We start from the raw sequence: 23,946 nt of genomic DNA on the forward strand, positions 1-23,946 counted from the left end.
GGGATCCCTCGCCTCAATACGCGTCGGCGTTATCGATGTTGAAATTGTAGAGCTTGCGGGCTGAGCCGTAGCGCTTGAACTCGTCGGGGCGGACGTCGCTCACCCCTGCGCGCTCCAGCAGCTCGGCCAGCTTCTCCAAGTGTTCCGGCCGCATCTCTTTCTCGATGCAATCGGAGCCGAGACTCTTGACCTCGCCGCGGACGAAAAGCTTGGCTTCGTAGAGCGAATCCCCCAGCGCATCGCCGGCGTCGCCGAGCACGACGAGATGGCCGGACTGGCCCATGAAGGCCGACATGTGGCCGATGCTGCCATGAACGACAATGTCGATGCCCTTCATCGAAATGCCGCAGCGCGAGGCCGCATTGCCCTTGATGACGAGCAGGCCGCCGCGGCCGGTGGCGCCGGCATACTGGCTGGCGTCGCCCTCGATGACGACCGTGCCGGACATCATGTTTTCGGCAACGCCCGGGCCGGCCGAACCATGGACCGTCACCCTGCCGCCGTCATTCATGCCGGCGCAGTAATAGCCGACCGATCCTCTCACAGCGACCGTGACGGGGCTGTCGATGCCGACGGCGACGGCATGGCTGCCGCGCGGGTTGATGACTTCGAATTCAGTGTCGTTGGCGCCTTTGGAAAGGGCGTGCAGCGCGCTGTTCAACTCGCGAAGAGGGGTGTTGGAAAGGTCGAATATGGGCATTGAATCCTCGTTGGAATCCTCGTTTGTCTGGGAGACGGTTTCAGCCGCCTCCTGCTTTCAGGCGACCCTCAGGCGGCCTTGTCGTGATCCCAGAAATAAACGGTCGCCGGCTCCGGCTCCCAGACACGGGCATTCTCGATGCCGGGAAGGTTGACCAGCGCGCGGTATTCCGAGCCGAAGGCGACATATTGGTCGGTCTCGGCCATGACAGCGGGCTTGCAGGCGATCGGGTCGCGCACCACGCCGAAGCCGGACTTGGTGCCGACGACGAAGGTGAAGAAGCCGTCGAGATCGTCGAGCGCGCCTGTCAGCGCCTGGCCGAGATCCTTGCCCTTGGCCATTTCGGCCGTGAGGTAGGCGGCGGCGACTTCGGAATCGTTCTGCGTCTCGAAGGTCATGCCTTCGCGGATGAGTTCTCGGCGCAGATTGTTGTGGTTGGACAGCGAACCGTTGTGCACGAGGCACTGGTCGGCGCCGGTCGAGAACGGATGGGCGCCGAGCGTGGTGACGGCGGATTCAGTCGCCATGCGGGTATGGCCGATGCCGTGGGTGCCGCCCATGGCACGGACGTCGAACCGCTTCACGACGTCTTTCGGAAGGCCGATTTCCTTGTAGATCTCGACGCTTTCGCCCGACCCCATCAGACGGACCGCCGGACGGATCTCTTCGAGCGCCTTGCGCACGGTTCCAAGTTTGGAGGCATCGAGCTCGATGACGGCGTGCGTGCTCTTGACCGACACGTCGGCTTTGATGCCGGCCTTTTCGAGGTCGGCGGCAAGACCTTCGAAGTCCGAGCCCGGATTGGCGGACTGGATGGTGATCTTCGCCCTCCCCTCGGCAGCACCGCCATAGATCGCGATGCCGGCCGAATCCGGTCCGCGATCCGTCATGGTGATCAGCATATCCGAGAGCAGATTTCCCAGCTGGGGTTCAAGGCTCTTGTCCTTGAGGAACAGTCCAACAATGCCGCACATAGCGCGTGCCTCCGTTCGTGTTGAGAAAGGAGTAGCAGGTCTGTTTCAGGGTATCAACTGGGAAGAATAAATTTTTCTTTTAAGGCAAGTCAGCTTCGGGAGTTCTGCTGGGGATAACTGATGATCGACAGGTACTTGCTCGGCAGCTTCACCAGCTGTTCCGGCCCATGCGGCGCATCGGCATCGAAGAACAGGCTGTCGCCCGGCTGCATCTGGAAAAGCTGGTCGCCGTGGCGGTAAATAACCTCGCCTTCGAGCATGTAGAGAAACTCCATGCCCTCGTGCTGGAACGTCGGGAACACGTCGGAATCGGCGGTCAGGGTGATCAGATAGGGCTCGACGATGACGCCGCTGGTATTGTTGTCGATATGGCCGAGCAGATTATATTGATGGCCGGCGCGCGTGCCGCGCCGTTCGAGCTCAATACCCTGCCCCGCCTTGACGAAGACGGCGTTGCGCGGCTCCTCATAGCGGCGGAAAAAGGAGGTCATCGGCACGCCGAGAGCGCGTGACAGCGATTGCAGCGTCGTCAGCGATGGCGAGATATTGCCGTTTTCGATCTTCGACAGCATGCCGAGCGAAATGCCGGTCGCGGCTGCCAGATCGGTGACGGTGATGCCGAGTTTTTTGCGGTAGGCGCGCACCTCATGGCCGATCGCCATTTCGAGGTTGTTTTCCTTCGGTTCCCGAACCGCGTGCGGATCCTGGGAAAAGGGCGTGCGTCCGCCATGCGCCTCTTCCGGTTGATTTGCCGCTTCACGCTTGGTTTTCATGCTGCCGCCTTCGATTTTGTCCTAAGCCGACCCTATCGTCATAGTGAAATTTTCTCAACCGTGAAGAAAACCTATTCCCGCCGCGCCTCGCGTGGAGTGATGCCGTAGGCGGCGCGGAACATCCGGGAAAAATGGCTGAGACTGGAAAAGCCGGTGGCGACCGCGATCTCCGAGACCGAAAGCGGGCTCTGTTTCAGCAGGCGATGCGCGTGCTGCAGCCTGATCCTGTGATATTGATCGAGGAAGGTGGTGCCGAGATGGGCTGAAAAGAGCCGGTCGAGATGGCGGGTGGTGACGCCGGCGATGCGCGCCATGGCGGCGCGGCCGAGCGGCATCTCGATCGTTTCCTCCATGCGTTCGAGAACGCTCAGCAGCCCCGGATGATGGACGCCGTAGCGCTCGGTCAGGGAACCGCGCTGAGGGGCCGCGGGCTCGTTGACCTCAGTGTGAAGATACCAGTCGCTGACGCGGCGGGCAAAATCCGGTCCCATGCGCTCGGCGATCAGCACATGCATCATATCGAGCGGCGCGATGCCGCCGCCGCAGGTGATCCGGTTGCCGTCGATCATGAAGCGCGCCTGCCGTGGCGTGAGGTCCGGGAAGGCCTCGAGAAGGGCGGCGGCATGTTCCCAATGGATGGTAAAATCGCGGCCGGCAAGCAGTCCGGCCGCAGCCATCAGATAGGGACCGCCCGAAATGCCGCCGATCCTCACGCCTTCGCGCCCCAGTTGCCTGAGGCAGGCAAGCACGCCGGGATAACGCCAGTCGCGCGGCAAGCCGCCGGCGCAGACGAAGGCCGTGCCAAGCCCGGAACCCTTGGACGGAAGCGGTTCGGCCGGCACGCTGACGCCCGATGAGGAGAGCGCCGGCGCGCCGTCCGGCGAAAAGATCGACAGGCGATAGATTTCCCGCCCGGCCAGAAGGTTTGCCGCTCTGAGCGGCTCTGTCGCCGAAGCATAGGACATCAGCGCGAACCCCGGGATGAGGATGAAGCCGATCTCCTGGACATTTCTGCTATCGGATGAGGACATGTCTCTTTTCTAACCATTCATGTCCTAATTGCGCAAGTTGATCGTGTCCTTTCTGGCATCATGCGGTCGTTCCATTCGGATTGACCCATGCGCTATTCCGCTCTTTCGATTTTTCTCAACGGCCTTCGCGGCAACAAGGGCTGGGCGCCCGCCTGGCGCGACCCTGCGCCGAAGCCGCATTATGATGTCGTCATTGTCGGCGGCGGCGGTCACGGCCTTGCCACCGCCTATTATCTCGCCAAGGAATTCGGCATCACCAACGTCGCCGTCCTGGAGAAGGGCTATCTCGGCTCCGGCAATATCGGCAGGAACACGACGATCATCCGTTCGAACTACCTGCTTCCCGGCAACAATCCCTTCTACGAGCTGTCGATGAAGCTTTGGGAAGGGCTGGAGCAGGACTTCAACTTCAACGCCATGGTCTCGCAGCGCGGCGTGCTCAACCTCTTCCATTCCGATGCGCAGCGCGATGCCTATACACGCCGCGGCAACGCCATGCGGCTGCACGGCGTCGACGCCGAGCTTCTCGACCGGCAGGCGGTGCGCAGAAAATTGCCGTTTCTCGATTTCGACAATGCCCGCTTTCCCGTGATGGGCGCCTTGTTCCACCCGCGCGGCGGCACAGTGCGCCATGATGCGGTCGCCTGGGGTTATGCCCGCGGCGCCGATAGCCGCGGCGTCGATATCATCACCCAATGCGAGGTGACCGGCATCCGCACCGAAAACGGTGAGGTCACCGGCGTCGAGACCAGCAGGGGCTTCATCGGCTGCGGCAAGCTGGCGCTGGCGGCGGCCGGCAATTCCGCCGTCGTCGCCGATATGGCCGGCCTTCGCCTGCCGATCGAAAGCCACGTGCTGCAGGCCTTCGTTTCCGAAGGGCTGAAACCCTTCATCGACAATGTCGTCACCTTCGGCGCCGGGCATTTCTACGTCTCCCAGTCCGACAAGGGCGGCCTCGTTTTCGGCGGCGATATCGACGGCTATAATTCCTATGCCCAGCGCGGCAATCTGGCGTCGGTCGAGCATGTCGCCGAAGCCGGGCTGGCGATGATCCCTTCGCTGTCGCGGGTGCGTTATCTCCGTTCCTGGGGCGGGGTGATGGATATGAGCATGGACGGCTCACCGATCATCGACCGCACCCATATCGACAATCTCTATCTCAACGCCGGCTGGTGTTACGGCGGCTTCAAGGCGACACCCGCCTCCGGCTTCTGCTACGCCCATCTGATCGCCCGCAACACGCCGCATCAGACGGCCCGCGCCTTCCGGCTCGATCGTTTCGCCCGCGGTTATCCGATCGACGAAAAGGGCGTCGGCGCCCAGCCCAATCTGCACTGAGGACATTTGACGATGGCAAGCCTGATTTCCTGTCCCCATTGCGGCGCCCGCCCCAAGGAGGAATTCTCGATCCGCGGTGATGCAGGCCTTGTCAGGCCGGCGCCGGATGCCGGTGCGGATGCCTGGTTCGACTATGTCTATCTGCGCGACAATCCGCGCGGCCGCCACAGCGAATATTGGCACCACTCCTCCGGATGCCGCCGCTGGCTGATCGTCGAGCGTGATACCGTCACCCATGCTGTCCATGGCGTCAGGGACGCCGCCCTTGCGAAGCTCGGCGGAGAACCGGCATGACGAGCTTCCGTCTTTCCTCCGGCGGGCGCATCGACCGCGCCAAGACCCTCGGCTTCAGTTTCGACGGCAAGGCGCTGGAAGGCCATCCAGGCGATACGCTCGCCTCGGCGCTGCTTGCCAACGGCGTCCAGCTCGTCGGCCGCAGTTTCAAATATCACCGTCCGCGCGGCATCCTGACGGCGGGTGCCGCCGAACCGAACGCGCTGGTGACCACAGGCAGCGGCGGGCGCACCGAGCCGAATACGCGCGCGACGATGATCGAGCTTTACGAGGGGCTGGCGGCAAAGAGCCAGAACCGCTGGCCGTCGCTCGGCTTCGATGTCGGCGCGGTCAACGGCCTGCTCTCGCCTTTCCTCAGCGCCGGTTTCTACTACAAGACTTTCATGTGGCCGGCGGCGCTCTGGGAAAAGCTCTACGAGCCGGTGATCCGCAAGGCGGCGGGCCTCGGCAGAGCCTCCTATGAGGCCGACCCTGATTCCTATGAGAAATGCTGGGCGCATTGCGATCTACTGGTGATCGGCGCCGGCCCTGCCGGCCTTGCCGCAGCACTAACTGCCGGCCGCGCCGGTGCCCGCGTTATCCTTGCCGACGAAGGCCCCGAACTCGGCGGCAGCCTGCTTTCCCGCAGCAGTGTCGAGGGCAAGCCGGCGAACGCGCTTCTCGGCGAGCTGCTGGCCGAACTCGAGGGGCTTTCAAATGTCCGCCGTCTGCCGCGCATGACCGTTTTCGGCTGGTACGACGACAATGTCTTCGGCGCCGTCGAACGCGTGCAGAAGCATGTGGCGCTGCCCGATCCGGAGCGGCCGGTCGAACGGTTGTGGCGCATCGTCGCCCGCCAGGCGATCCTGGCGACAGGGGCCGAGGAACGGCCGCTCGTCTTCGGCGGCAACGATATTCCCGGCGTGATGATGGCGGGCGCCATGCGCAGCTATCTCAATCGGCAGGCGGTGGCGCCGGGCAAAAGCACGGTGATCTTCACCACCAACGATGCCGGCTACCGCACGGCCGCCGACCTCGAGGCGGCCGGCCTCGGCGTCGCGGCGATCGTCGACAGCCGCGCCGATGCCGGCAAAGGCTGGCAAGGCCGCGCCGAAGTGCTGAAGAGCGCCCGGGTGATCGATGCGTTCGGCGGCCAGCGCCTGCGCGGGGTCAGCATCGAAACCACCGACGGTATTCGCCGCATCGAAGCCGATGCGCTTGCCATGTCGGGCGGCTGGAGCCCGATCATCCATCTTGCCTGCCATCGCGGCGGCAAGCCGCAATGGTCGGACGAAGCTGCGGCGTTTCTGGCGCCGGCCTCACAGGACGGTCTGGCTGTTGCCGGCGCGGCCGCCGGCCTTGCTGAAACCACGGCTTGCCTCGGCGATGGCGCCGCAAAGGCGGCCGATGCCCTGAAGACGATCGGCTTTGCGGCGGCGGAACCGGCCTTTGCCGCTGCCCCTGAAACGGCCCAAGGCTCAAAGCCGCTGTGGTCCGTCAAGGGCTCGAAGGGCAAGGCTTTCGTCGATTATCAGAACGACGTCCATCTCAAGGATCTCGGCCTCGCGGTGCGCGAAGGTTACGGTCATGTCGAGCTTGCCAAGCGTTATACAACATCAGGCATGGCGACCGACCAGGGCAAGCTTTCCAACATCAACGCCATCGGCATCTTGGCTGAGGCGCGCGGCGTATCGCCTGCCGCGGTGGGAACGACGACCTTCCGGCCTTTCTATACGCCGGTCTCCTTTGGTGCTTTGACCGGGGCATCGCGCGGCAAGGATTTCCAGCCGGCGCGCAAATCGCCGCTGCATGCGTGGGCTAAGAAGAACGGCGCGGTCTTCGTTGAAACCGGCCTCTGGTACCGTTCCTCCTGGTTCCCGCGTGAGGGAGAGGCGACGTGGCGCGACAGCGTCGACCGCGAGGTGCTGAACATCCGCAAAAATGCCGGCCTCTGCGACGTCTCGACCCTCGGCAAGATCGAAATCTTCGGCCGCGATGCCGCGGCCTTCCTCGACCGGGTCTATTGCAACGGCTTCGCCAAGCTTGCCGTCGGCAAGGCGCGTTACGGCATCATGCTGCGCGAGGACGGCTTCATCTATGACGACGGCACCACCAGCCGCTTCAGCGACGACCACTTCTTCATGACGACGACGACGGCGCTGGCCGCCGGCGTGCTGACCCATCTCGAATTCTGCGCTCAGACGCTCTGGCCGGAACTCGACGTCTGCTTCGCCTCCTCCACAGATCAATGGGCGCAGATGGCCGTTGCCGGGCCGAAGTCCCGCGCCATCCTTTCGGAGATCGTCGACGAGGATTTGTCCGATGCAGCCTTCCCCTTCATGAGCGCCCGCAAGGTTTCGCTCTTCGGCGGTCGTCTCGAAGGCCGGCTTTTCCGGATCTCCTTCTCGGGCGAACTCGCCTATGAGCTCGCCGTGCCGGCCGGCTACGGCGAGAGCGTTGCCGACGCGATCATGGCGGCCGGCGAAAAACACGGCATCTGTGCCTATGGCGCCGAAGCGCTCGGCGTCATGCGTATCGAAAAGGGCCATGTCACCCATGCCGAGATCAACGGCACGGTCATACCCGGTGATCTCGGCTTCGGCCGCATGATTTCCAGCACCAAGCCGGATTTCATCGGCAAGGCGATGCTCGCCCGCGAGGGCCTGCAGGACCCCGAGCGCCCGCGCCTCGTCGGCGTCAAGCCGCTGAACCCGGCAAGCGGCTTCCGCACCGGCTCGCATATCCTTGCCGAGGGCGCTGCGGCGACGCTCGAAAACGACCAGGGCTACATCTCCTCAAGCGCCTTTTCGCCGACACTCGGCCATACGATCGGCCTGGCGCTGGTCAGGCGCGGGCCAGAACGCATCGGTGAAAAGGTGACGGTCTGGAACGGGCTGCGCAACGAATTCACTGATGCGGTGCTCTGCCATCCCGTCTTTTTCGATCCTGAAAACGAGAAGCTCCATGCCTGATCTTCCCCAGCACAGACCGGTTCTCGCCGGCGCTCGATATAATGGCATGGCAGAATCCGGCCTCCGGCTGGAAGCCTTGCCGGAAGGCCATCTGCTGCATGTGCTCGGCACGATCGAGCCGGCTACACTGGCCGCCGAACTCGTCAAAGCGGGCCTTGCAAACAGTTCGATCCGCACGGCCGGCTTCCGCCAATGGTTCATCGCCGGCGACGCGCCGCTTGCTTCAGCCGGTCTCGATGCGCTGACGACGGCGCTTGCCGGAAAAGCCTTCGTCATGGACCAGAGCCACGGACGCGTCCGCATTGGCGTGTCCGGCCGATCCTCGCGCGTGCTTCTTTCAAAAGGCACCGCCGTTGATCTCGCCCCTTCCGTCTTCCCGGAAGGCGGTTCGGCAATGACGATGGTCGGCCATATCTCCGTGCAGATCGTCCGCACCGGCGATGACGACTTCGAACTCACGGTCCTGCGCAGCTTCGCCGAAAGCCTCTGGGACGAACTCAAGCATATGGCGGCGAGCGCCGAAAAGGACGGCGGCGCATAGGCCTGCGGTTGGTCCAGCCAATATCAGGCCCATTTCATCTCTATCCATGTGACCGAGGAGCCCCAGCCGCCGGACATTGACACGGCAATACCAGGCTCCTATGTTACATGTAACGCCATAATGGAGCCAATCATGGCAACGTCGGTCAATGAAAGAGTTCAAAAGCGCCGCGAGGCCTTGCGGGCTGCTGGGCTGCGTCCCGTGCAAATATGGGTGCCCGATACCCGCCGCCCCGGTTTTGCCGAGGAATGCCATCGTCAGTCCGTTCAGGCAGCCCTTGCCGACGCCGGAGATCGTGATTTGCAGGATTTCCTCGATGCCGCACTCGCCGACCTGGACTCCGAAGGTGAGGCGTGAGGCGCGGTGACATCGTAACCGTCGCCATCACCGGCGATTTCGGCAAGCCTCGTCCGGCGCTTATCATCCAGGCAGATCAGTTCGACGCAACGGGCGCGGTTACCGTGCTGCTGATTTCTGGCACGCTCATCGATGCGCCGATCATCCGGCCAACCATCGAGCCGACAGCACTCAGCGGTTTGCGCAAAGTCTCGCAAGTGATGGTGGATAAAACCATGTCCGTGAAACGGGATAGAATCGGCCCGATAATCGGCCGCCTGGAAGACGATGCTCTCCTGGCCGTTACAAGATCGCTCGCCGTTTTTCTGGGTATTGCCTGACGCCAAATCTTGACCCGCTTTCCACCGACTGGTGTCCGGCGATGGACTTCAAGCCGTTTCCCGCGCGGCGGGCTTCATCCACTCCGCGCGCTCCGCGCCTTGCAGCTCTTCCACCGCATCGGCAGCGAAACTCGGCACCACGCCGGTCCACAGCAATGCGCCGTCGGAATTGGAGTGGCCGTCACCCTCGAGCTTATAGATGCTCTCGACGATATACTGGCCGTCATTGTTCAGGCCCTTGATCTCGGAAATCTCGATCACCCGGCGTCTGCCGGTGCGCTTGAAACGGGCGATCTGGACGACGACGTCGACCGCCGAGGCGATCTGGGCGCGCAGCGGCCGGAGCGGCATGTCGATATCCGACATCAGCGCCAGCGTTTCCAGCCGGTGCAGGGCGTCATAGGGTGTGTTGGCATGCACCGTCGAAAGGCTGCCGCTATGGCCCGAGGTCATCGCCTGGATCATGTCGAGCGCCTCGCCGCCGCGGCATTCGCCGACGATGATGCGGTCTGGCCGCATGCGCAGCGACGAGCGGAACAGGTCGCGGATGCTGGCGCCGCCGCGGCCGAAGCGGTCGGGCTTCGTCACTTCGAGATAGACCACGTGTTCCTTGCGGATCTGCAGTTCCGAGGTGTCCTCGATGACGATGATGCGCTCGTGGTCGGCAAAGGCTTCCGACAGCGCGTTCAGCATCGTCGTCTTGCCGGTGCCGGTGCCGCCGGAGATGATGACGTTCTTCTGCAGCCCGACGGCTGCCTGCAGCAGCGACAGCGACGCTTCGGTCAGGCTGCCCTGGGTGACGAGATCGCGGATGCTGCGATGTTCTTTCAAGAAACGGCGGATGGAGATGCAAAGTCCGGTGCGGGCGGCGGGCGGCTGGATCATCTGTACGCGCGAACCGTCCGGCAGGCGGGCCTCGACGCTCGGCTCCTCCGGCGTCAGCCGCTTGCCGGAGAATTGCGCGATGCTGCGCGCAGCCGATTCCAGATCCTCGCGGCTGGCAAAACGCGTATCGGCGCGTTCGAGCTTGCCGCGCCTTTCGACGAAGATATCGGATGTCCCGTTGATCAGGATTTCCGACACGCTCGGATCCTCGAGCAGGAAGCGGATCGGGCCCAAGAGCTTGTCCAGCGCCCGGGTCAGGACTTGGAAGGTCGCCTGTTCGGCGGCGTCGTCGGATACGGCCTTCATCAGAGCGGCATCCCCACCAGAACCGTGCTCATGCCGAACAATGTCGCCATCATTTGAACTGCGGTTGGAAAGAACATCATCAATGGAATGAGGACCAATGCAAGTATCAGGATGCTGCTCATCGTTTCCATGGTTCGTTTCTCCGGAACGACTGAAGGGCGAGGCCCACAATGTCGGAGAAGCTTAATCCAGATCGACAAGCAACGCTATGGCTGCGCCCCGTGCGAGCGGCCGATAAGACGCGCGCCGTATCGTCTATTCTATCGCCTTGAAAGAATTGACCAATTATGGGGCAGTCGGCGACAGTTGGCAAAGCCGTCGCACAGTTGCTTCTTCGGGGTGAAACTATAGCGTCTTCAAGCGGTTAGTTGAAAATTACCGCCGTCAACTCGGTTTCATCAAGAGACGCCTCCAAGACAATTGGAACCCTCCGTTCCGTTTGCTTGACGGAGGGCTGGCCTTGGGCGCACTCTTGGGTCTTAATGATGTTGCTCAACAAGCGTTGGCCGCCGGGGAAGAAAAGCTGAAGCAGAACATATCATTGGAACGAGCAACGTGCTGGTTCGGACCGATACCGTATGCTTGGTAATCTTCTCTCAGGTCTTCGATCCGAAACAAACCTAGGAACGAGGAATACGCAGATGTTTGGAAAACTCAAGACTCTCGCAATTGCACTTCACCAGGACGAGCGCGGCGACATGGCCCAGATCGTCCTTGCCGTCGCCCTGATCGTCATTCCGCTGATGCTGCTTCTGCTCGCATTCGGCAAACAGATCGGCGAATGGTTCAACGAAAAGAACACGGCTCTCTCCGACGCTGAGAGAATTCCCGAGCCGGGTCAATAAGCGGATCCTTGTCATGGATATGACCTACGATCTGACCCTGATGCCTGTGGCGGCGGCTCTTGCCGTCGCCTGCGCCACGACCGCGGCGGTGCTCGATCACCGCCAGGGTCACATCCCGAACGCCGTGACCTATCCCTGCCTGCTTGCCGGCTTCATGCTTGCGGCAGCCGGCGGAGGTCTCGCAGGGATCGGCCTTGCCTTTGCCGGCCTGATTGCGGCCGGCATGATCTTCATCATCGCCTTCGCAGCCGGAAGCTGCGGCGGCGGCGATGTCAAGCTGATGGCGGCGCTCGGCGCCATTCTCGGCCTCTGGCCCGCCATCGACGTGACGCTCGCATCGCTGATGGTCGGCGGCGTGATCGCCCTATTCTCGATGGCGCGGCGTGTCCAGTGGAGCGTGCTGGCCAGGAACGTCGGACTGTTCGCCCTGCTGCTGCCTGCCGGTTTCCGCGATGCCGCTTCGGTGCTGAAGCCGCGCGAGACACATCATACCGTCCGCTTCGGCGTTGCCGCCGCTCTCGGGCTTTTCTGGTGCCTATTCATGCCTGATTTCACCCCTCTTTCACTTGTGAGGTAACGGCAATGCGCGCTGAACTCGAACGCCCCCTCTTCGACGGTGCCTTCTGGAGTTCGATCCTGCACTCACGGACCTTCTGGATCCCTGAGGATCACGGCGCGCTCTTCGGCACCTTTGCGATCGCGATGATCCTGCTTGCCTCGATGCTGCTGCTGCCGCGGCTTTCCGCCCGCCGGCGCCGGATATCGGAGCTGCACGGCGATAGCTCCGGCAGCACGACGATGATGGATTTCGTGCTCGTCACGCCGGTCTTCGTCTTCTTCATGTTCGTGGTGTTCCAGTTCGCGATCCTGGCGAAAAACCACCTCTTCACCCATTATGCCGCCTATGCGGCGGCCCGCAGCGCCCGCGTCTATTTCTGCCCCGCCCTGCCGATCACCATCCGCAGCTTCATCGACGTCAAGACCTGCGATGACGATGCCGCACCTGGAAAAGCCGATCTTGCCGCCCGGCTGGCGCTGATCCCGGCTGCTCCCTACGACCAGCTGAAATGTGTCGGCGCCTGCCAGCCGCCAGAAGATGCGCTGAAGAGCCTTGCCGATGCCTCCGGCCTTTCGAAGAACTGGCGGGCGATGCGCAACCAGGCCCGCTACATGTTCGATCCGCAGAACGTCACCGTGACCGTCGACCGCGCGCCGATGGCGCTCTATGCCGCCATCAACCGCTCGCCGCATGTGCCGGTGACCGCCAAGGTCGAAGCGCGCTTCCTGCTGCTCGAATATGCCGGCTGGGTCTTTGCCCGCGGCCAGAGGAAAGACGGCCGCTATTACACGATCTCGAAGGCGGAGGTGAACCTGCTATGACACCGACCCTCATCAAGCGCCTGCACCGCGACGAACGCGGCTTCCTGTCGCCGATCATTCTCTACATGACGATCGCGCTCGCGCTGATGATCGTCTGGATCCTCAATACGGGACAGATGATCTACGACAAGCAGCGCACGCAGGACACGGCCGACGCCGCCGCGCTCGTCCATGCCGACTGGGAAGCGCGTTATCTCAACATCATGGCGATGAACAACGTCGCCTCCTCGCAGGCAACCGTCGTCATGGCGACCTCGGTTGCCTTCCAGCTGACCACGGCGGAACTGGCCCTGCGCTCGACCGCTATTCTGGCGAAACTCGCCGAATACTCCTTCACCGAGGGCTTCGGCCCGGCGTCCCTCCTGCCGCCGATGCCGCCGATGCCCTATTGCCCGGGCTGGCAGAAAGTCCCGATCGTCGGCGGCATCATCTACGGCGCTTGCCTGGCGTTTCAGGGGTTCCGGGCGACCGAAGCCACCATTGCCATTGCATACACGGTAAAAGCACAGATCGATTATAATCCCTGGGGCCTTATCGAAAAGTCCAGCGACATCATCGACGGCATGAACGATCTCAACGACTACCTCGTCGAGAGCTTTCCGCAGCGCGTCGGCAACGAAGCCCTGCATCTGGTGCGCCTGAACAAGTCGGATCATGTCGTCTTCCATCCGCCGTGCGAATCCTGCAACGACGCCGGAGAAGGTGCGGGCGGCAACCTTCCGGTCGATCGCGACGGCGTCAATCCCGTTGCGGCCTATGCAGAAATGTGCCTTGCGATGAGCAGGGGCACCGAGGGGCAGGACCCGTTCCTGATGCGCGGTGAATTCGCCAATCGCGGCTTCCCCAACGGCAAGGGTCCGCTGACCGCAGGCGGCGTCGACGGCAGCCATATCCGCGACTTTGTCAATCACAAGAGTGGCATCGACAATACGCTGGTGAACTTCTACATCTTTTATGAAGCCTTCGGCCCGGCTTACTTGAGCAAGATCCCGTTTAAGGCGATCATCGAGCAATATGCCGATCTGAGCTGGTGGGAGGAACTGACGCTCGATGCCAGCTTCTTTGTGGCCGAGGAGTTCTTCGGCATCGAGTTCGGCGTCGTGAACCCCTTCCAGCTGCCGATCGACGTGCCGCCGCGCTATTCCGACAAGCAGACAAAAGACGAGAACGATTTCACACGCAAGTTCGACATGATCTGGAACCAGGTCTGCGGGCCGGCTGGTGGGGCGATCTCTGTGGCGGGTGCCGCCCTGCCGGTCATCTCCTTCCCCAAGCCTTACTGGCTGAAGGGCCGCATCCCCTTCAACTTCACGCCCTTCGGCGGCGAGCAGCTCGACGACTATCAGACGCTGGCGATCGTTTCGCGTGCGCCGCGGGCCCGGCTGCAGGTCCGCATCTTCAAGGACAAGACACCATCCGCCTATGCACTCGCGCAGAGCTGGGTGCACAATTACACGGCCTTCGATCTCTACACGCAGGACTGGCTCGCATCGCTTGCGCCGGCCACGCTCGCCGACGATACCGGCGAGGTTTCGAACACCATCAAGCAGAGCCCGGTCGCCGATAGTTTCACCGGCCTGACCCGCGTCTTCGACAAGGGAGGAGCCAATGCCTGGGCTGCCGTCAACACCCACTGATCCTGCCGGCGTAGCACCAGCCGGCGGCCTGATGATGCGGCTGCACCGCGACAGGCGGGGTCTCGCCTCGATCGAATTCGTGCTCGCCGCACCCGTCATCCTGCTGATCGTGATCTTCATGATCCATGCCAACAGGATCTCCACCAAGAAGGTGGGCACCATGCTGGCGATGCGCAACGCCGCCTTCGCCGAGGCGAATGGGCTGGACTGCACCTCGGATTTCTCGAACGTCTTTCCACTCCCCTCTCTGCCGGCGCTGCCCGGACGCGACGCCATGAGCTGCTCGCGCACGCCCTCGCATGAGGGCGACGGCGACCCCCAGCGCACCTTCGTCTGGGACGACGTGCAGAACACGCTGAAAAGCGACGGCCGCGATTTCGGCGACATGGTCGGCGACCTCGCCAATGAAAAGCCGCAGCTGGTCACCGCGACGGCCGACCGCGTCTACAAATTCAGGGATTCCGACGATCTCGATACGATCAGGAGCATTCGCTGGAAGGATGCCTTCACGGTCGACGATGCAACGCTGTTTGCCTCGCACAACAACGACACGACCCGCCGCGGCTACGACCCGACGCTGCGCCGGGAAATCCGTGATGTCGCCGATGATTCCGGCGATCTGTTCGACGGCGTCTTTCCGGGAGCGAAATAAGATGAGACAGGGCGCGCGCATCTCCGTTCATCTACTGGCCACCGCGTTTGGTATCGGGCTTGTCGCCATGGTCGCGGCCACGCCGGGCCGCGCCGAAGTCTACAAGGATTTCCGGGCGACGCTGAATTCGATGCTGGCCGGCATTCTCGGCGCGCCGGAGCGGCCGCCGCGCGATCTCGTCATCAATGGCCAGCCGCTGGAATTCACGCCCTACCAGAGCGATCGCAGCATTTCCGAGATCACCGACGAATGGCTGCGGGTGCTGGCCGTCAATACCCGCCCTGCCCTCCCGAAAAGCAACGACCGGGAAGAACTGACCGCCGTCATCGCCGCCAATATGCTGATCGTCCCGAAGACCAGCCGCATCCGCGACGATCTCGCCGTCGTGGTTCGGTTCTTCGATGGCGACGGCGAGGCAGCGCTCGATTATCTCAAGAAGCAGGACCCGGCAAATCCCTCGGCAAGGGCGCCGATCCCCGGGGTCTCGATCATGATCCGCCGGCCCGCCGGTGCGCCGATGACCGAGGTGCTGATGACCCGTTTCGAAGACGTAGCGTCGTCGCTGCCGGCCTTTGCAGCACCCGCCGATGCCGGCAAGCTGCCGCCGTCGCTGCGTCCGCCGGCCGGTATCGAGGTGCTGAGCGATATCGGCGACCGCGACAAGGGCCATACGTCGCGCACGGTCGTCTCGAAAGGCTCGCTGTCGGCCGTGCGCTGGTCGGATGCGCGCGCCGAGCTCCTCACCCGTGACGGCTTCACCATCGAGGCGCCGCCGGCTCAGCGCGGCGGGGTCACTGCCCTCTATGGCCGTCGCGGCAGCGTCGAGGCCAATGTTCTCTACACCAGCAGCAAGAGCGACGGCCGGACCGTCGAGGTCATTCAAATCAGGCAACCCTTCGTCGAAGGAACAACACCATGAACTGGAAGCTTATTGCGGCCGTCATCGTCGGGCTCATCACCGGCGTTCTGCTCTACTTCTGGACCGAGAGCGTCAAGAACGAGCAGGTAGCCTATGCCTTTATGCGGCTCCAGCCGGACCGGAAGGTGACGCGAGGTCAGGCGATCACGCCCGACATGCTCGCCGAACCGGTCATGCTGCCGGAAAGCTTCGGGGCGCTTGCCAAGCTCGCGGTTCCGGCGGCCAGCGCCTACCAGGAATGGCTGAAGGACAGGACGGCCGCCGCCGATATTCCGGCCGGCTCGGTGCTGCTTTTCCAGTATTTCGACGATAATGACGGCGGGCGCCTGACGACGATGATCGCGCCCGGCAAACGGGCGCTTACCCTTCCCGTCAACGCGGCCGCGGCCGTCGGCCACTTCGTCGAGCCGGGCAGCTATGTCGATATTCTCGGCACGGTCGATGAGCCGGTCGAGCCCGTCGCACCGGCGGCGGCGACCCAGCCGGGAACCCCCGGCCAGGCACCGGCCGTTCCCGGGCAAGCGCCTGTTGCAGCCGGGCAGCCGCAGGCTCCGGCTCAGCCGCCCTCGCCGGTCGAGCAGATGCTGAAGAATTACCTCACCCAATATCCGGGCGCCGACGAGAATGACGTCAACGCCTACCGCAAACAGGCGCAGGATTATAAACTCGGCATCAGCTCGCGCACCCGCGTCGTCACCCGCACCTTCCTGCAGAATGTCAAAGTGCTGGCCGTCGGTGCGGCGACGACGGCGGAAGGCGCGGTCACCAAGGCCAACAGCACCTATAACAACGTCACCGTCGAAGTGACGCCGGCGGAAGCGGAGATGCTGATTTTTGCCATGGGACAGTCGAACGGCAGCCTGAACCTCGTGCTGCGCAATCCGGCCGACAATACCGTCGAGGAACTGCCGAGCATCAACTGGACGCGCATGTGAGCGTTGCGGGGGAATAAGCCATGCTGTTGAAGATTTCCTATGAGGACGGCAGCGGGCGGGAGGTGATCCCGCTTTCTTCGAATGAGACCTATTTCGTCGGCGAAAGCAGCACGCTGACGCTGCCGGCCGGCGCCGGCGTCGTGCGGCTGCGCGGCAGCCACGTCTCCTCGCCGCAATTCGTGCTGCGCAAATCAGGCCAGGGCTGGTCGGTGCAGCATCACGGCCGCAACCCGACCCGGGTCGACGATCAGCCGCTGCGGGCCGGCACGCCGGTTGCGGTTTCGGCCGGCATGTCGATCTGGGTGCCGAACGTCACCATCGAACTTGTCGAGCCGGCCGCGGCGGCCGAAGCGGTGACGCAGTTTCCGGACCAGGAGCGGGTGCTGGCGCTGCAGATGGAGATCCATGAGCGGTTGCTAAAAGACACGCAATACGACCGGCTGGTGAAATCCTCCGATTTCGGCCGCGAAGACACGCGAAACCGCATCCGCGAGCGGCTCGACATGTTCATCAAGGAGGCGCTCGACGGCGCGCCGCAGGATCTCGTCATCCTCGTCATCAAGAACGCCGTCTATCGGTGGCTGGCAAAACGCATCGCCCGCACCGGGCGGCGCGATGCCTCGTCGACTGCAGCCAGCCTGTCGCGCGAGGAACAGGACAACCGCCGCCTGTTCGATGTCGGCAAGGCGCTGATCTCGGCGCTGCAGCTGAAGCTGAATTTCGAATCCACCCGCGCCGACTTCGCCCAGCTCGACACGCGCTTCAGCGCCGCCTTCCAGTCCCGCCAGGCGCTGTTCAATGCCGGCGACCGCTACGAGATCGCCCATATGCATCTGCGCTCCAATATCGAGGAGCTGATGTATCGCTGGGGCACGATCTCGGAGCTGATGGATCTCGACGTCATCTCGGAAATCATGGTGACGCGTTATGACGAGATCTACGTCGAAAAGTTCGGCCTGCTCGAGCGCTACCCTTTCGCCTTCGCCAATGAGCGGCAGCTGATGAAGGTGATCGAACGCATCGCCGTCGATTCCAACCGTTCGATCAACGAGAGCGAGGCGATGGCCGACTTCCGCATGCCCGATGGATCGCGCGTCAACGCCGTCATTCCGCCGCTGGCGGTCAAGGGCGCCTGCCTGACCATCCGCAAATTCGGCGGCAAGTCGCGGCTCGACATCTCCAAGCTGGTCACGGCCGGCGCACTCAGCGAGCCGATGCGCGCCTTCCTCGAGGCGGCGGTCCGCGCTCGCAAGAACATTGTCGTCTCCGGCGGCACCGGCTCCGGCAAGACGACGCTCTTGAACAGCCTGTCGCAGTTCATCCCGATCGGCGAGCGCGTCGTTGCCGTTGAGGACACGTCGGAACTGCAGCTTGACGGCATTCATGTGGTCTATCTGCAATCGCGCCCGAAGACGGCGGAGTCCGAAACCAGCGTCACCATCCGCGATCTCGTGCGCAACGCGCTGCGCATGCGCCCCGACCGCATCATCGTCGGCGAGTGCCGCGGTGCCGAGGCGATCGACATGCTGCAGGCAATGAACACCGGCCATGCCGGCTCGATGACGACGGCGCATGCCAATACGCCACAGGACATGATGACCCGTCTGGAGGTGATGGTGCTGCAGGGCCAGAGCTCGCTGCCGGTCATGGCGATCCGCCAGCAGATCGTCGCCGCCGTCGAGCTCGTCGTGCAGCTCAACCGCCTGGAAAGCGGGCGGCGGGCGGTGACCGAAATATCCGAGGTGATCGGCATCGATCCGGATACCGGCCTCGTCATCGTCGAGCCGATCTTCCATCTCGTCGGCCGCGCCGGCGGCCAGGCGGTGCATGCCTTCACCGGCTACCTGCCGAGCTTCGTCGCCGAACTCGTCGAGTTCGGCGAAGACGGTGAAATCGAAAAACTCGATATGTTCGTCTGAGGTAGAAACCATGGATATCAGCATTCTGCAGATTTTTACGGTCGCCCTCGGCGCGGTGACGGCAGGGCTGCTCGTCTGGGGCGCGCCGGTGCGCTGGCCGGCACCGCTGCTGCGCGCCACCGAACGCGATATCGCGCTCGCCAGCGAAGCAGCACAGGTCTTCGGCCGCGATGCCGTGCCGCCCTATACGATGATCCTTGCCTACGGCATCACCGCAATCGTCGTCTTCCTGGTGGTCTCGCTGATCTTCGGGCCGATCTTCGGCATCGTCATCGCCATTCCGGTCGCCTTCTTCCTGCCCAAGGCGGTGATCCGCTATTTCCTGCAGCGGCGCTGGCTGCAGATCGAATCGCAGCTTCCCTATGCCGTCGACCAGATCGTCTCGGCCGTGCGCACCGGCAAGCCGCTTGCCGTCGCCGTCAATGCGGTGGCCGATACCGGCCAGATGCCGGCCTCGCGCGAGTTCGAGCGCATCGCCCGCGAACAGAAGCTCGGCATCGGCCTGGTCGAGGCGCTCGACCGCCACGGCCGCACCGTGCCGAGCCTGCACTTCAAGATGGTCGATGCCGCCCTTGGTCTCTTTGCCCGCCAGGGCGGCGACATTTCCGAGCCGCTGACGGAAATGTCGAAATCCTTCAAGGAAATCTGGAAGCTCGACCAGAAGATCACCACCTCGTCGTCGCAGGCGCGCATGAACTTTCGCGTCGTCAATGGCGGCGCGCTGTTCATGATCCTGATGATCTTCTTCGGCCAGCCCGAGCTGATCGACAAGGTGTTCGGCAACGCCATCGGCATCGTCATCGCGATCGTCGGCGCCATTCTCTATGCCACCGGTTTCTTCTGGATGCGCTCGATGATGAAGGTGTCGGTCTGATGTCTCAGATACCTCTCGCCCCCATCGCCGTTGTTTTTGCCGGCATCACCGCCGCCCTCTTCGTCTGGTGGATCGGCGATCTGCTCGGCAGCATCCAGGTGGTGCGCCGCTCCCGCGGCGGCGACGGCCCGCCGCCGAATGTCGTCGACAGCATCGGCATGCGCACGCCGGTCGAATTCGTGCTGCTGCATTTCGAGCCGTGGCTCGCCGATTACGGCGCCCAGCTCGAGCAGAAGCTGATCTATGGCGGCCGGCCCTTCGGCGGCGTGACCGGGCGGGAATATATCGCGCTTCTCGTTGTGCTGAGCCTCTTCGGCTTCATCCTGCTCGGCGTGCTGTTCGGCATTGCCAGCGGCAGCATCATCGGCGGACTGGTGGCCGGGCTGATCCTCGGGCTGATCCCCGCCATCTATTTCTGGGTGGTCGCCGACGACAAGATGCAGGACCGCAAGGAACGCATTTCGCGCGAATTTCCCTATTTCCTCGATCTCGTCGTCATGACCCAGCAGGCCCAGGCGACCCTGCCGGAAAGCCTGAGGCTTTATGCCGAGGCTGCACCCGGCACGGTGATGAGCGAAGAGATCGATCAGACGCTGAAGGACGTGGCGCTCGGCACCGGCATGGTCGAGGCGCTGCAGCGTTTGGAGGCCCGCATGACTGCCGAGGAGGTCATCCGCGTCATCCGTGCGGTGATCCAGGGCGAGGTCGAGGGTAGTAACCGCGTCGAGCTGCTGCGCGAACATGCCCGCGACCTGCGCTTCCGCCGCTGGGAAAAAGCCGACAGGGCCAGTGAAAAGCTGAAAGCCAAGATCGTCATGCCGGCGATGATGATCGTCGTGTCGATCCTGCTTCTGGTGCTGGCGCCGGCAATTGTCGAGATGATGTCGAGTGGGATGTTCTGATCATGGCCTTTTCCTTCTTGCGCGGAAACAAACCAAGCCTCTTGCAGACCGGTCCCGGCGGCCAGAGCCGCAGCCATGTGCTCGACCGGCCGGAGATGTCGATCGGCCGGGCTTCGAATGCCGATATCGTCGTCGACGATCCGTTCCTGGCGCCGATCCATGCGCGCATCGAAAAACAGAGCGACGGCGGCTTCATCATCCGCCGCATGGGGCTGAACCCGATCATGCTGCGCGGCGAAGCGCTGCTGCAGACGGCCTCGCTGAAAGCCGGCGACAGCTTCCGTCTCGGCAAGGACGTCGAATTCCAGTTCGTCGTCAAAGCCACCGCCAAGGAGGCGCCGAAGAAGGAGGCGTCCAAGACTGGAGACGACAAGCCGAAGAAGCCGCTGCTCAAGCAGCCGGCCTTCCTCGCCGGCATGGGTCTTGCCTATCTCGCCATCGTCGGCATCATCGGCTACGTCATCCTGTCGGACAGCGGCAGCACCGAGGGAGGGCCGACGGCCGAGCGCATCAATGCCGAGGCCGCCCGCATCCCGACCTGCATCAAGAACGCCCGCCGCATGCGCCAAGTTTCCGAAGCAAGCTTCAACGGCGCCGTCGGCGGCCGCGTCGGCCGCGATGGCGACGCAACCTATGCCGCCCTTTCGCTGGCAGCCGAGCCATCGGACGAGGCCGCACTGGTAAAGGCCGCCGAACCGATCATCGAGGCGTACAAACGCACCGCACTTGCAGCGCTCGCCTCGGAAAACCGCGGCAACAACACGCTGGCGCAGACGCTTTACCAGCAGACCTACGATCTTGTTCCCGACATCAACTGCCCGGCGGCGCGCTTTGCGCTGCAGCGGCGGGCGGCCGTGAAACCGCCAGCACGGCGATGAGCACAGTCCTGCCGGCTGCACTAAAGCGCGTCGCGAGCTTCCAGATTCTGCTCCCCGCGCTTTAGGCCTTCTACGCATGTCATTATCGCACACTTTTACGCGACATGCTTTAACATGCACACCACGGCGGAGGAGCGCGCCGACCTCGGTGCTGCTCGACCAAGTCCGATTGATTTGCCGATGAGGTCGTCCGAGCGGGACTGGGGATTTCATCCTGCGCTGACGGCAGTGCGGCTTGTCCGCTGCATGACCAGGATCAATCCGAACATGACGATCGCCAGGCAGCTTAGCATTGCACAGATAGCCAGTGATGCCGGAATGCCGATCTGAGCCATTGCCAGCGCCAGGACGAACGGCGCAATCGCGGACAGGATCAAGCGGGCCGCCATCATCTGACCCTGCCGCTTGCCATAGCCGTCACTGCCGAACAAATGCAATGGCAGCGTACCGGTGACGATGCTCAGCAAGCCGTTACCCATGCCAAAGATCATCGCGAATATCATGGCGCCCGGCACGGACGGTGCCAGAAGCAGCAGGATCAGCATGCCGCCGGGTATTAGAAGAGCCGCGAACAAGGCCAGATGCAGCGCCGCCAGATTCTTGCCGAACATCATGTTGATGAGACGGCTGGCGACCTGGGAGGGCCCGAACAGCGTCCCGACCAAGGCAGCCGTGGTGCCGAGGCCGAGGCCAGACAGCAGTGGCACCATATGAACCAGCACCGCCGAGCTGGAAAGCGACATCAGCGAGAACCCCGCTACCATCAACAGGAACCCCAGCCGACGACGCTCTGATGGCAGGATACCCTCGACGCGCGGCGAGGCAATTTTTGCTGTTTTCCGGTGCGTTACTGCGCCGTGAGAAAGCCATGCATGGATCGGCAGGCAGATGAATAGGTTGAGGGCGGCAAATATCACATACACATTCTGCCAGGACATCTGCGCCTGCAGCGCTGCCGTGATCGGCCAGAACATTGTCGAGGCGAAACCCGCAATCAGCGTGAGGTAGGCAATGCTGCGCGATGCCACCTCCGGCCGGAGCTGCACGAGGAACGCGAACGCCGCGCCGTATTGCACCAGATTGGCCGCGACCTCGATCGCGATCAGGGCGGCGACATAGGACGTCCTGCCCGGCGCGTAGGCGCAGGCGAGCAAGGCTGCGGCGGCGACGGCCGAGCCTATGGTCATCACCCGCCCGGCACCAATGCGATCAAAAAGGCCGCCAAGCCACGGCGCCGTCAGCCCGCCGATCAGCAGCGCGACCGAGAGGGCGCCGAAGATCCATTCGGTCGACCACGCGAAATGGGCCGCCATATCAGGCGCCAGAATACTGAAGCTGTAGTAGAGCGTGCCGTAGCCGATATTCTGCGTGATGCCGAGGGCAACGATGGCAGTGACCGGGATCCGCCCGCTCATATGGATTTCAGTCTCGTGCGCTGCTCCAGCTTTTCCGCGTCTTCCTTGCGCTCGCTGTAGCGATCCGTGAGATAGGCAGAGACGTCCCGGGTCAGCAGGGTGAATTTCACCAGCTCCTCGCAGACGTCCACGACGCGATCGTAATATGACGAGGGCTTCATGCGGCCGTCCGTATCGAATTCCTGAAAGGCTTTCGCCACCGAGGACTGATTGGGGATGGTAATCATGCGCATCCAACGGCCGAGGACACGAAGCTGGTTGATCGCGTTGAACGACTGCGAGCCGCCCGACACCTGCATCACCGCCAGCGTCTTGCCCTGGGTCGGCCGCACCGATCCGACCGAAAGCGGGATCCAGTCGATCTGTGCCTTCATGATGCCCGTCATGGCGCCGTGCCGTTCCGGACTGACCCAGACCTGGCCTTCCGACCAGGCAGAGAGATCACGCAGTTCCTGTACTTTGGGATGGTTGACCGGTTCCGCGTCTGGAAGTGGCAGGCCAGCGGGATCGAAAATCTTCACTTCGCACCCGAAATGCTTCAGCAGCCGGGCGGCTTCATGAGCCAGCAGGCGGCTATATGATACAGCCCGCAGCGAGCCGTAGAGGATCAGAATGCGTGGCTTGTGGCTAGAAAACGCCGGACGCAATGCGTCGAGATCCGGCTGGCGCAGATGATCGGGGGATGCGGCAGGCAAGTCAGACAATGCGCTTGCCCTCGGCATCGAGAACTTGCTCGCCATCTTCCTTGGTGAACGCCCCCTTGTGGGTGGCCGGCAGAATGTCGAGCACCAGTTCGGAAGGACGGGTCAGCCGCGTGCCGATCGGTGTGATCACGAAAGGCCGGTTGATCAGGATCGGGTTTTCAAGCATCGCATCAAGCAGCTGATCGTCGGTCAGCTTCGGATCATCGAGGCCAAGTTCCGCATAAGGCGTGCCCTTCTCGCGGATCGCCTCACGGACGGTGAGGCCGGCCTCTGCGATCATTCTGACAAGCTGGTCGCGGCTGGGCGGTGTCTTCACGTACTCGATGACTGTGGGCTGAATGCCGGCATTGCGGATCATCTCCAGCGTGTTGCGCGACGTGCCGCAGTCGGGGTTGTGATAAATGGTGACGTCCATG

At 63.1% G+C, this 23,946-nt stretch carries 24 protein-coding genes and 1 pseudogene; 17 read left to right on the top strand and 8 right to left on the bottom strand.

Annotation, left to right across the window (positions count from 1 at the left end):
* Positions 1–13: 13 nt before the first annotated feature.
* The 4 genes from ACS4RS_RS24190 to ACS4RS_RS24205 form a co-directional block, all read right to left on the bottom strand.
* The gene (locus ACS4RS_RS24190) at positions 14–700 is read right to left on the bottom strand and encodes a GltB/FmdC/FwdC-like GXGXG domain-containing protein (protein WP_439013395.1); all 687 of its coding nucleotides are present in this window, start codon (positions 698–700) and stop codon (positions 14–16) included.
* 68 nt (positions 701–768) lie between these two features.
* Positions 769–1,674 (bottom strand): class II glutamine amidotransferase, encoded by a 906-nt coding sequence (locus tag ACS4RS_RS24195; protein ID WP_439013396.1) that lies wholly within the window; start codon positions 1,672–1,674, stop codon positions 769–771.
* 89 nt (positions 1,675–1,763) lie between these two features.
* A complete protein-coding gene (locus ACS4RS_RS24200) occupies positions 1,764–2,447 on the bottom strand; it encodes a helix-turn-helix domain-containing protein (RefSeq protein ID WP_439013397.1) in 684 nt (227 codons plus the stop codon).
* 71 nt (positions 2,448–2,518) lie between these two features.
* The gene (locus tag ACS4RS_RS24205) at positions 2,519–3,478 is read right to left on the bottom strand and encodes a helix-turn-helix domain-containing protein (RefSeq protein WP_439013398.1); all 960 of its coding nucleotides are present in this window, start codon (positions 3,476–3,478) and stop codon (positions 2,519–2,521) included.
* Positions 3,479–3,565: 87 nt separating this feature from the next.
* On the opposite strand from ACS4RS_RS24205, the gene ACS4RS_RS24210 reads away from it, so the two are divergent.
* From ACS4RS_RS24210 to ACS4RS_RS24235, 6 genes are all read left to right on the top strand, one after another.
* Positions 3,566–4,816 (top strand): sarcosine oxidase subunit beta family protein, encoded by a 1,251-nt coding sequence (locus tag ACS4RS_RS24210; RefSeq protein WP_439013399.1) that lies wholly within the window; start codon positions 3,566–3,568, stop codon positions 4,814–4,816.
* A 12-nt stretch (positions 4,817–4,828) separates the two neighbouring features.
* On the top strand, positions 4,829–5,110 hold the full coding sequence (locus ACS4RS_RS24215) for a sarcosine oxidase subunit delta (protein WP_064843635.1): 282 nt from the start codon (positions 4,829–4,831) through the stop codon (positions 5,108–5,110).
* A complete protein-coding gene (locus ACS4RS_RS24220) occupies positions 5,107–8,061 on the top strand; it encodes a sarcosine oxidase subunit alpha family protein (protein ID WP_439013400.1) in 2,955 nt (984 codons plus the stop codon). The genes ACS4RS_RS24215 and ACS4RS_RS24220 overlap by 4 nt, the downstream gene beginning before the upstream one ends.
* Positions 8,054–8,602, top strand: coding sequence for a sarcosine oxidase subunit gamma family protein (locus ACS4RS_RS24225; RefSeq protein ID WP_439013401.1), 549 nt, complete (start codon positions 8,054–8,056; stop codon positions 8,600–8,602). Before ACS4RS_RS24220 ends, ACS4RS_RS24225 begins: the two co-directional genes overlap by 8 nt.
* Positions 8,603–8,734: 132 nt before the next feature.
* Entirely contained in the window at positions 8,735–8,959 is a 225-nt protein-coding gene (locus tag ACS4RS_RS24230) for an antitoxin MazE family protein (RefSeq protein ID WP_439013402.1), read from the top strand.
* Complete coding sequence (locus ACS4RS_RS24235) at positions 8,956–9,279, top strand: type II toxin-antitoxin system PemK/MazF family toxin (RefSeq protein ID WP_439013403.1); 324 nt, start codon at positions 8,956–8,958, stop codon at positions 9,277–9,279. The genes ACS4RS_RS24230 and ACS4RS_RS24235 overlap by 4 nt, the downstream gene beginning before the upstream one ends.
* Before the next feature lie 48 nt (positions 9,280–9,327).
* On the opposite strand, the pseudogene ACS4RS_RS24240 reads toward ACS4RS_RS24235, so the two are convergent.
* A pseudogene (locus ACS4RS_RS24240) lies at positions 9,328–10,639 on the bottom strand (CpaF family protein).
* Between the two features lie 472 nt (positions 10,640–11,111).
* Here ACS4RS_RS24240 and ACS4RS_RS24245 point away from each other — a divergent pair.
* From ACS4RS_RS24245 to ACS4RS_RS24295, 11 genes are read left to right on the top strand one after another with little or no spacing between them, the layout of a single operon-like run.
* On the top strand, positions 11,112–11,315 hold the full coding sequence (locus ACS4RS_RS24245; RefSeq protein WP_003563674.1) for a hypothetical protein: 204 nt from the start codon (positions 11,112–11,114) through the stop codon (positions 11,313–11,315).
* A 13-nt stretch (positions 11,316–11,328) separates the two neighbouring features.
* On the top strand, positions 11,329–11,892 hold the full coding sequence (locus ACS4RS_RS24250) for a prepilin peptidase (RefSeq protein WP_439013404.1): 564 nt from the start codon (positions 11,329–11,331) through the stop codon (positions 11,890–11,892).
* 5 nt (positions 11,893–11,897) lie between these two features.
* Positions 11,898–12,695: a TadE/TadG family type IV pilus assembly protein gene (locus tag ACS4RS_RS24255; RefSeq protein WP_439013405.1), complete on the top strand. Its 798-nt coding sequence runs from the start codon at positions 11,898–11,900 to the stop codon at positions 12,693–12,695.
* The gene (locus ACS4RS_RS24260; protein WP_439013406.1) at positions 12,692–14,332 is read left to right on the top strand and encodes a pilus assembly protein TadG-related protein; all 1,641 of its coding nucleotides are present in this window, start codon (positions 12,692–12,694) and stop codon (positions 14,330–14,332) included. Before ACS4RS_RS24255 ends, ACS4RS_RS24260 begins: the two co-directional genes overlap by 4 nt.
* On the top strand, positions 14,304–14,984 hold the full coding sequence (locus ACS4RS_RS24265; protein WP_184694107.1) for a TadE/TadG family type IV pilus assembly protein: 681 nt from the start codon (positions 14,304–14,306) through the stop codon (positions 14,982–14,984). Before ACS4RS_RS24260 ends, ACS4RS_RS24265 begins: the two co-directional genes overlap by 29 nt.
* A gap of 1 nt (position 14,985) precedes the next feature.
* Positions 14,986–15,903 carry a hypothetical protein gene (locus ACS4RS_RS24270; RefSeq protein ID WP_439013407.1) on the top strand — a complete coding sequence of 306 codons (918 nt, stop codon included), beginning with the start codon at positions 14,986–14,988 and terminating at the stop codon, positions 15,901–15,903.
* Positions 15,900–16,838 (top strand): Flp pilus assembly protein CpaB, encoded by a 939-nt coding sequence (cpaB, locus tag ACS4RS_RS24275; RefSeq protein ID WP_449314006.1) that lies wholly within the window; start codon positions 15,900–15,902, stop codon positions 16,836–16,838. The genes ACS4RS_RS24270 and cpaB overlap by 4 nt, the downstream gene beginning before the upstream one ends.
* A gap of 20 nt (positions 16,839–16,858) precedes the next feature.
* Entirely contained in the window at positions 16,859–18,757 is a 1,899-nt protein-coding gene (locus tag ACS4RS_RS24280) for an ATPase, T2SS/T4P/T4SS family (protein WP_439013408.1), read from the top strand.
* Between the two features lie 10 nt (positions 18,758–18,767).
* Positions 18,768–19,631 carry a type II secretion system F family protein gene (locus tag ACS4RS_RS24285; protein ID WP_003594911.1) on the top strand — a complete coding sequence of 288 codons (864 nt, stop codon included), beginning with the start codon at positions 18,768–18,770 and terminating at the stop codon, positions 19,629–19,631.
* Entirely contained in the window at positions 19,631–20,533 is a 903-nt protein-coding gene (locus tag ACS4RS_RS24290; RefSeq protein ID WP_439013409.1) for a type II secretion system F family protein, read from the top strand. The genes ACS4RS_RS24285 and ACS4RS_RS24290 overlap by 1 nt, the downstream gene beginning before the upstream one ends.
* A gap of 2 nt (positions 20,534–20,535) precedes the next feature.
* Complete coding sequence (locus ACS4RS_RS24295) at positions 20,536–21,411, top strand: FHA domain-containing protein (protein ID WP_449314007.1); 876 nt, start codon at positions 20,536–20,538, stop codon at positions 21,409–21,411.
* Between the two features lie 209 nt (positions 21,412–21,620).
* Here ACS4RS_RS24295 and arsK read toward each other — a convergent pair whose 3' ends face one another.
* From arsK to arsC, 3 genes are read right to left on the bottom strand one after another with little or no spacing between them, the layout of a single operon-like run.
* Positions 21,621–22,826 (bottom strand): arsenite efflux MFS transporter ArsK, encoded by a 1,206-nt coding sequence (arsK, locus tag ACS4RS_RS24300; protein WP_439013410.1) that lies wholly within the window; start codon positions 22,824–22,826, stop codon positions 21,621–21,623.
* Positions 22,823–23,548: an arsenical resistance protein ArsH gene (arsH, locus tag ACS4RS_RS24305; protein WP_439013679.1), complete on the bottom strand. Its 726-nt coding sequence runs from the start codon at positions 23,546–23,548 to the stop codon at positions 22,823–22,825. Before arsH ends, arsK begins: the two co-directional genes overlap by 4 nt.
* Positions 23,523–23,945 (bottom strand): arsenate reductase (glutaredoxin), encoded by a 423-nt coding sequence (gene arsC, locus ACS4RS_RS24310; RefSeq protein WP_439013411.1) that lies wholly within the window; start codon positions 23,943–23,945, stop codon positions 23,523–23,525. The genes arsH and arsC overlap by 26 nt, the downstream gene beginning before the upstream one ends.
* Position 23,946 lies beyond the last annotated feature (1 nt).

It is taken from the genome of Rhizobium sp. F40D2 (assembly GCF_051810745.2).
Classification (GTDB): domain Bacteria; phylum Pseudomonadota; class Alphaproteobacteria; order Rhizobiales; family Rhizobiaceae; genus Rhizobium.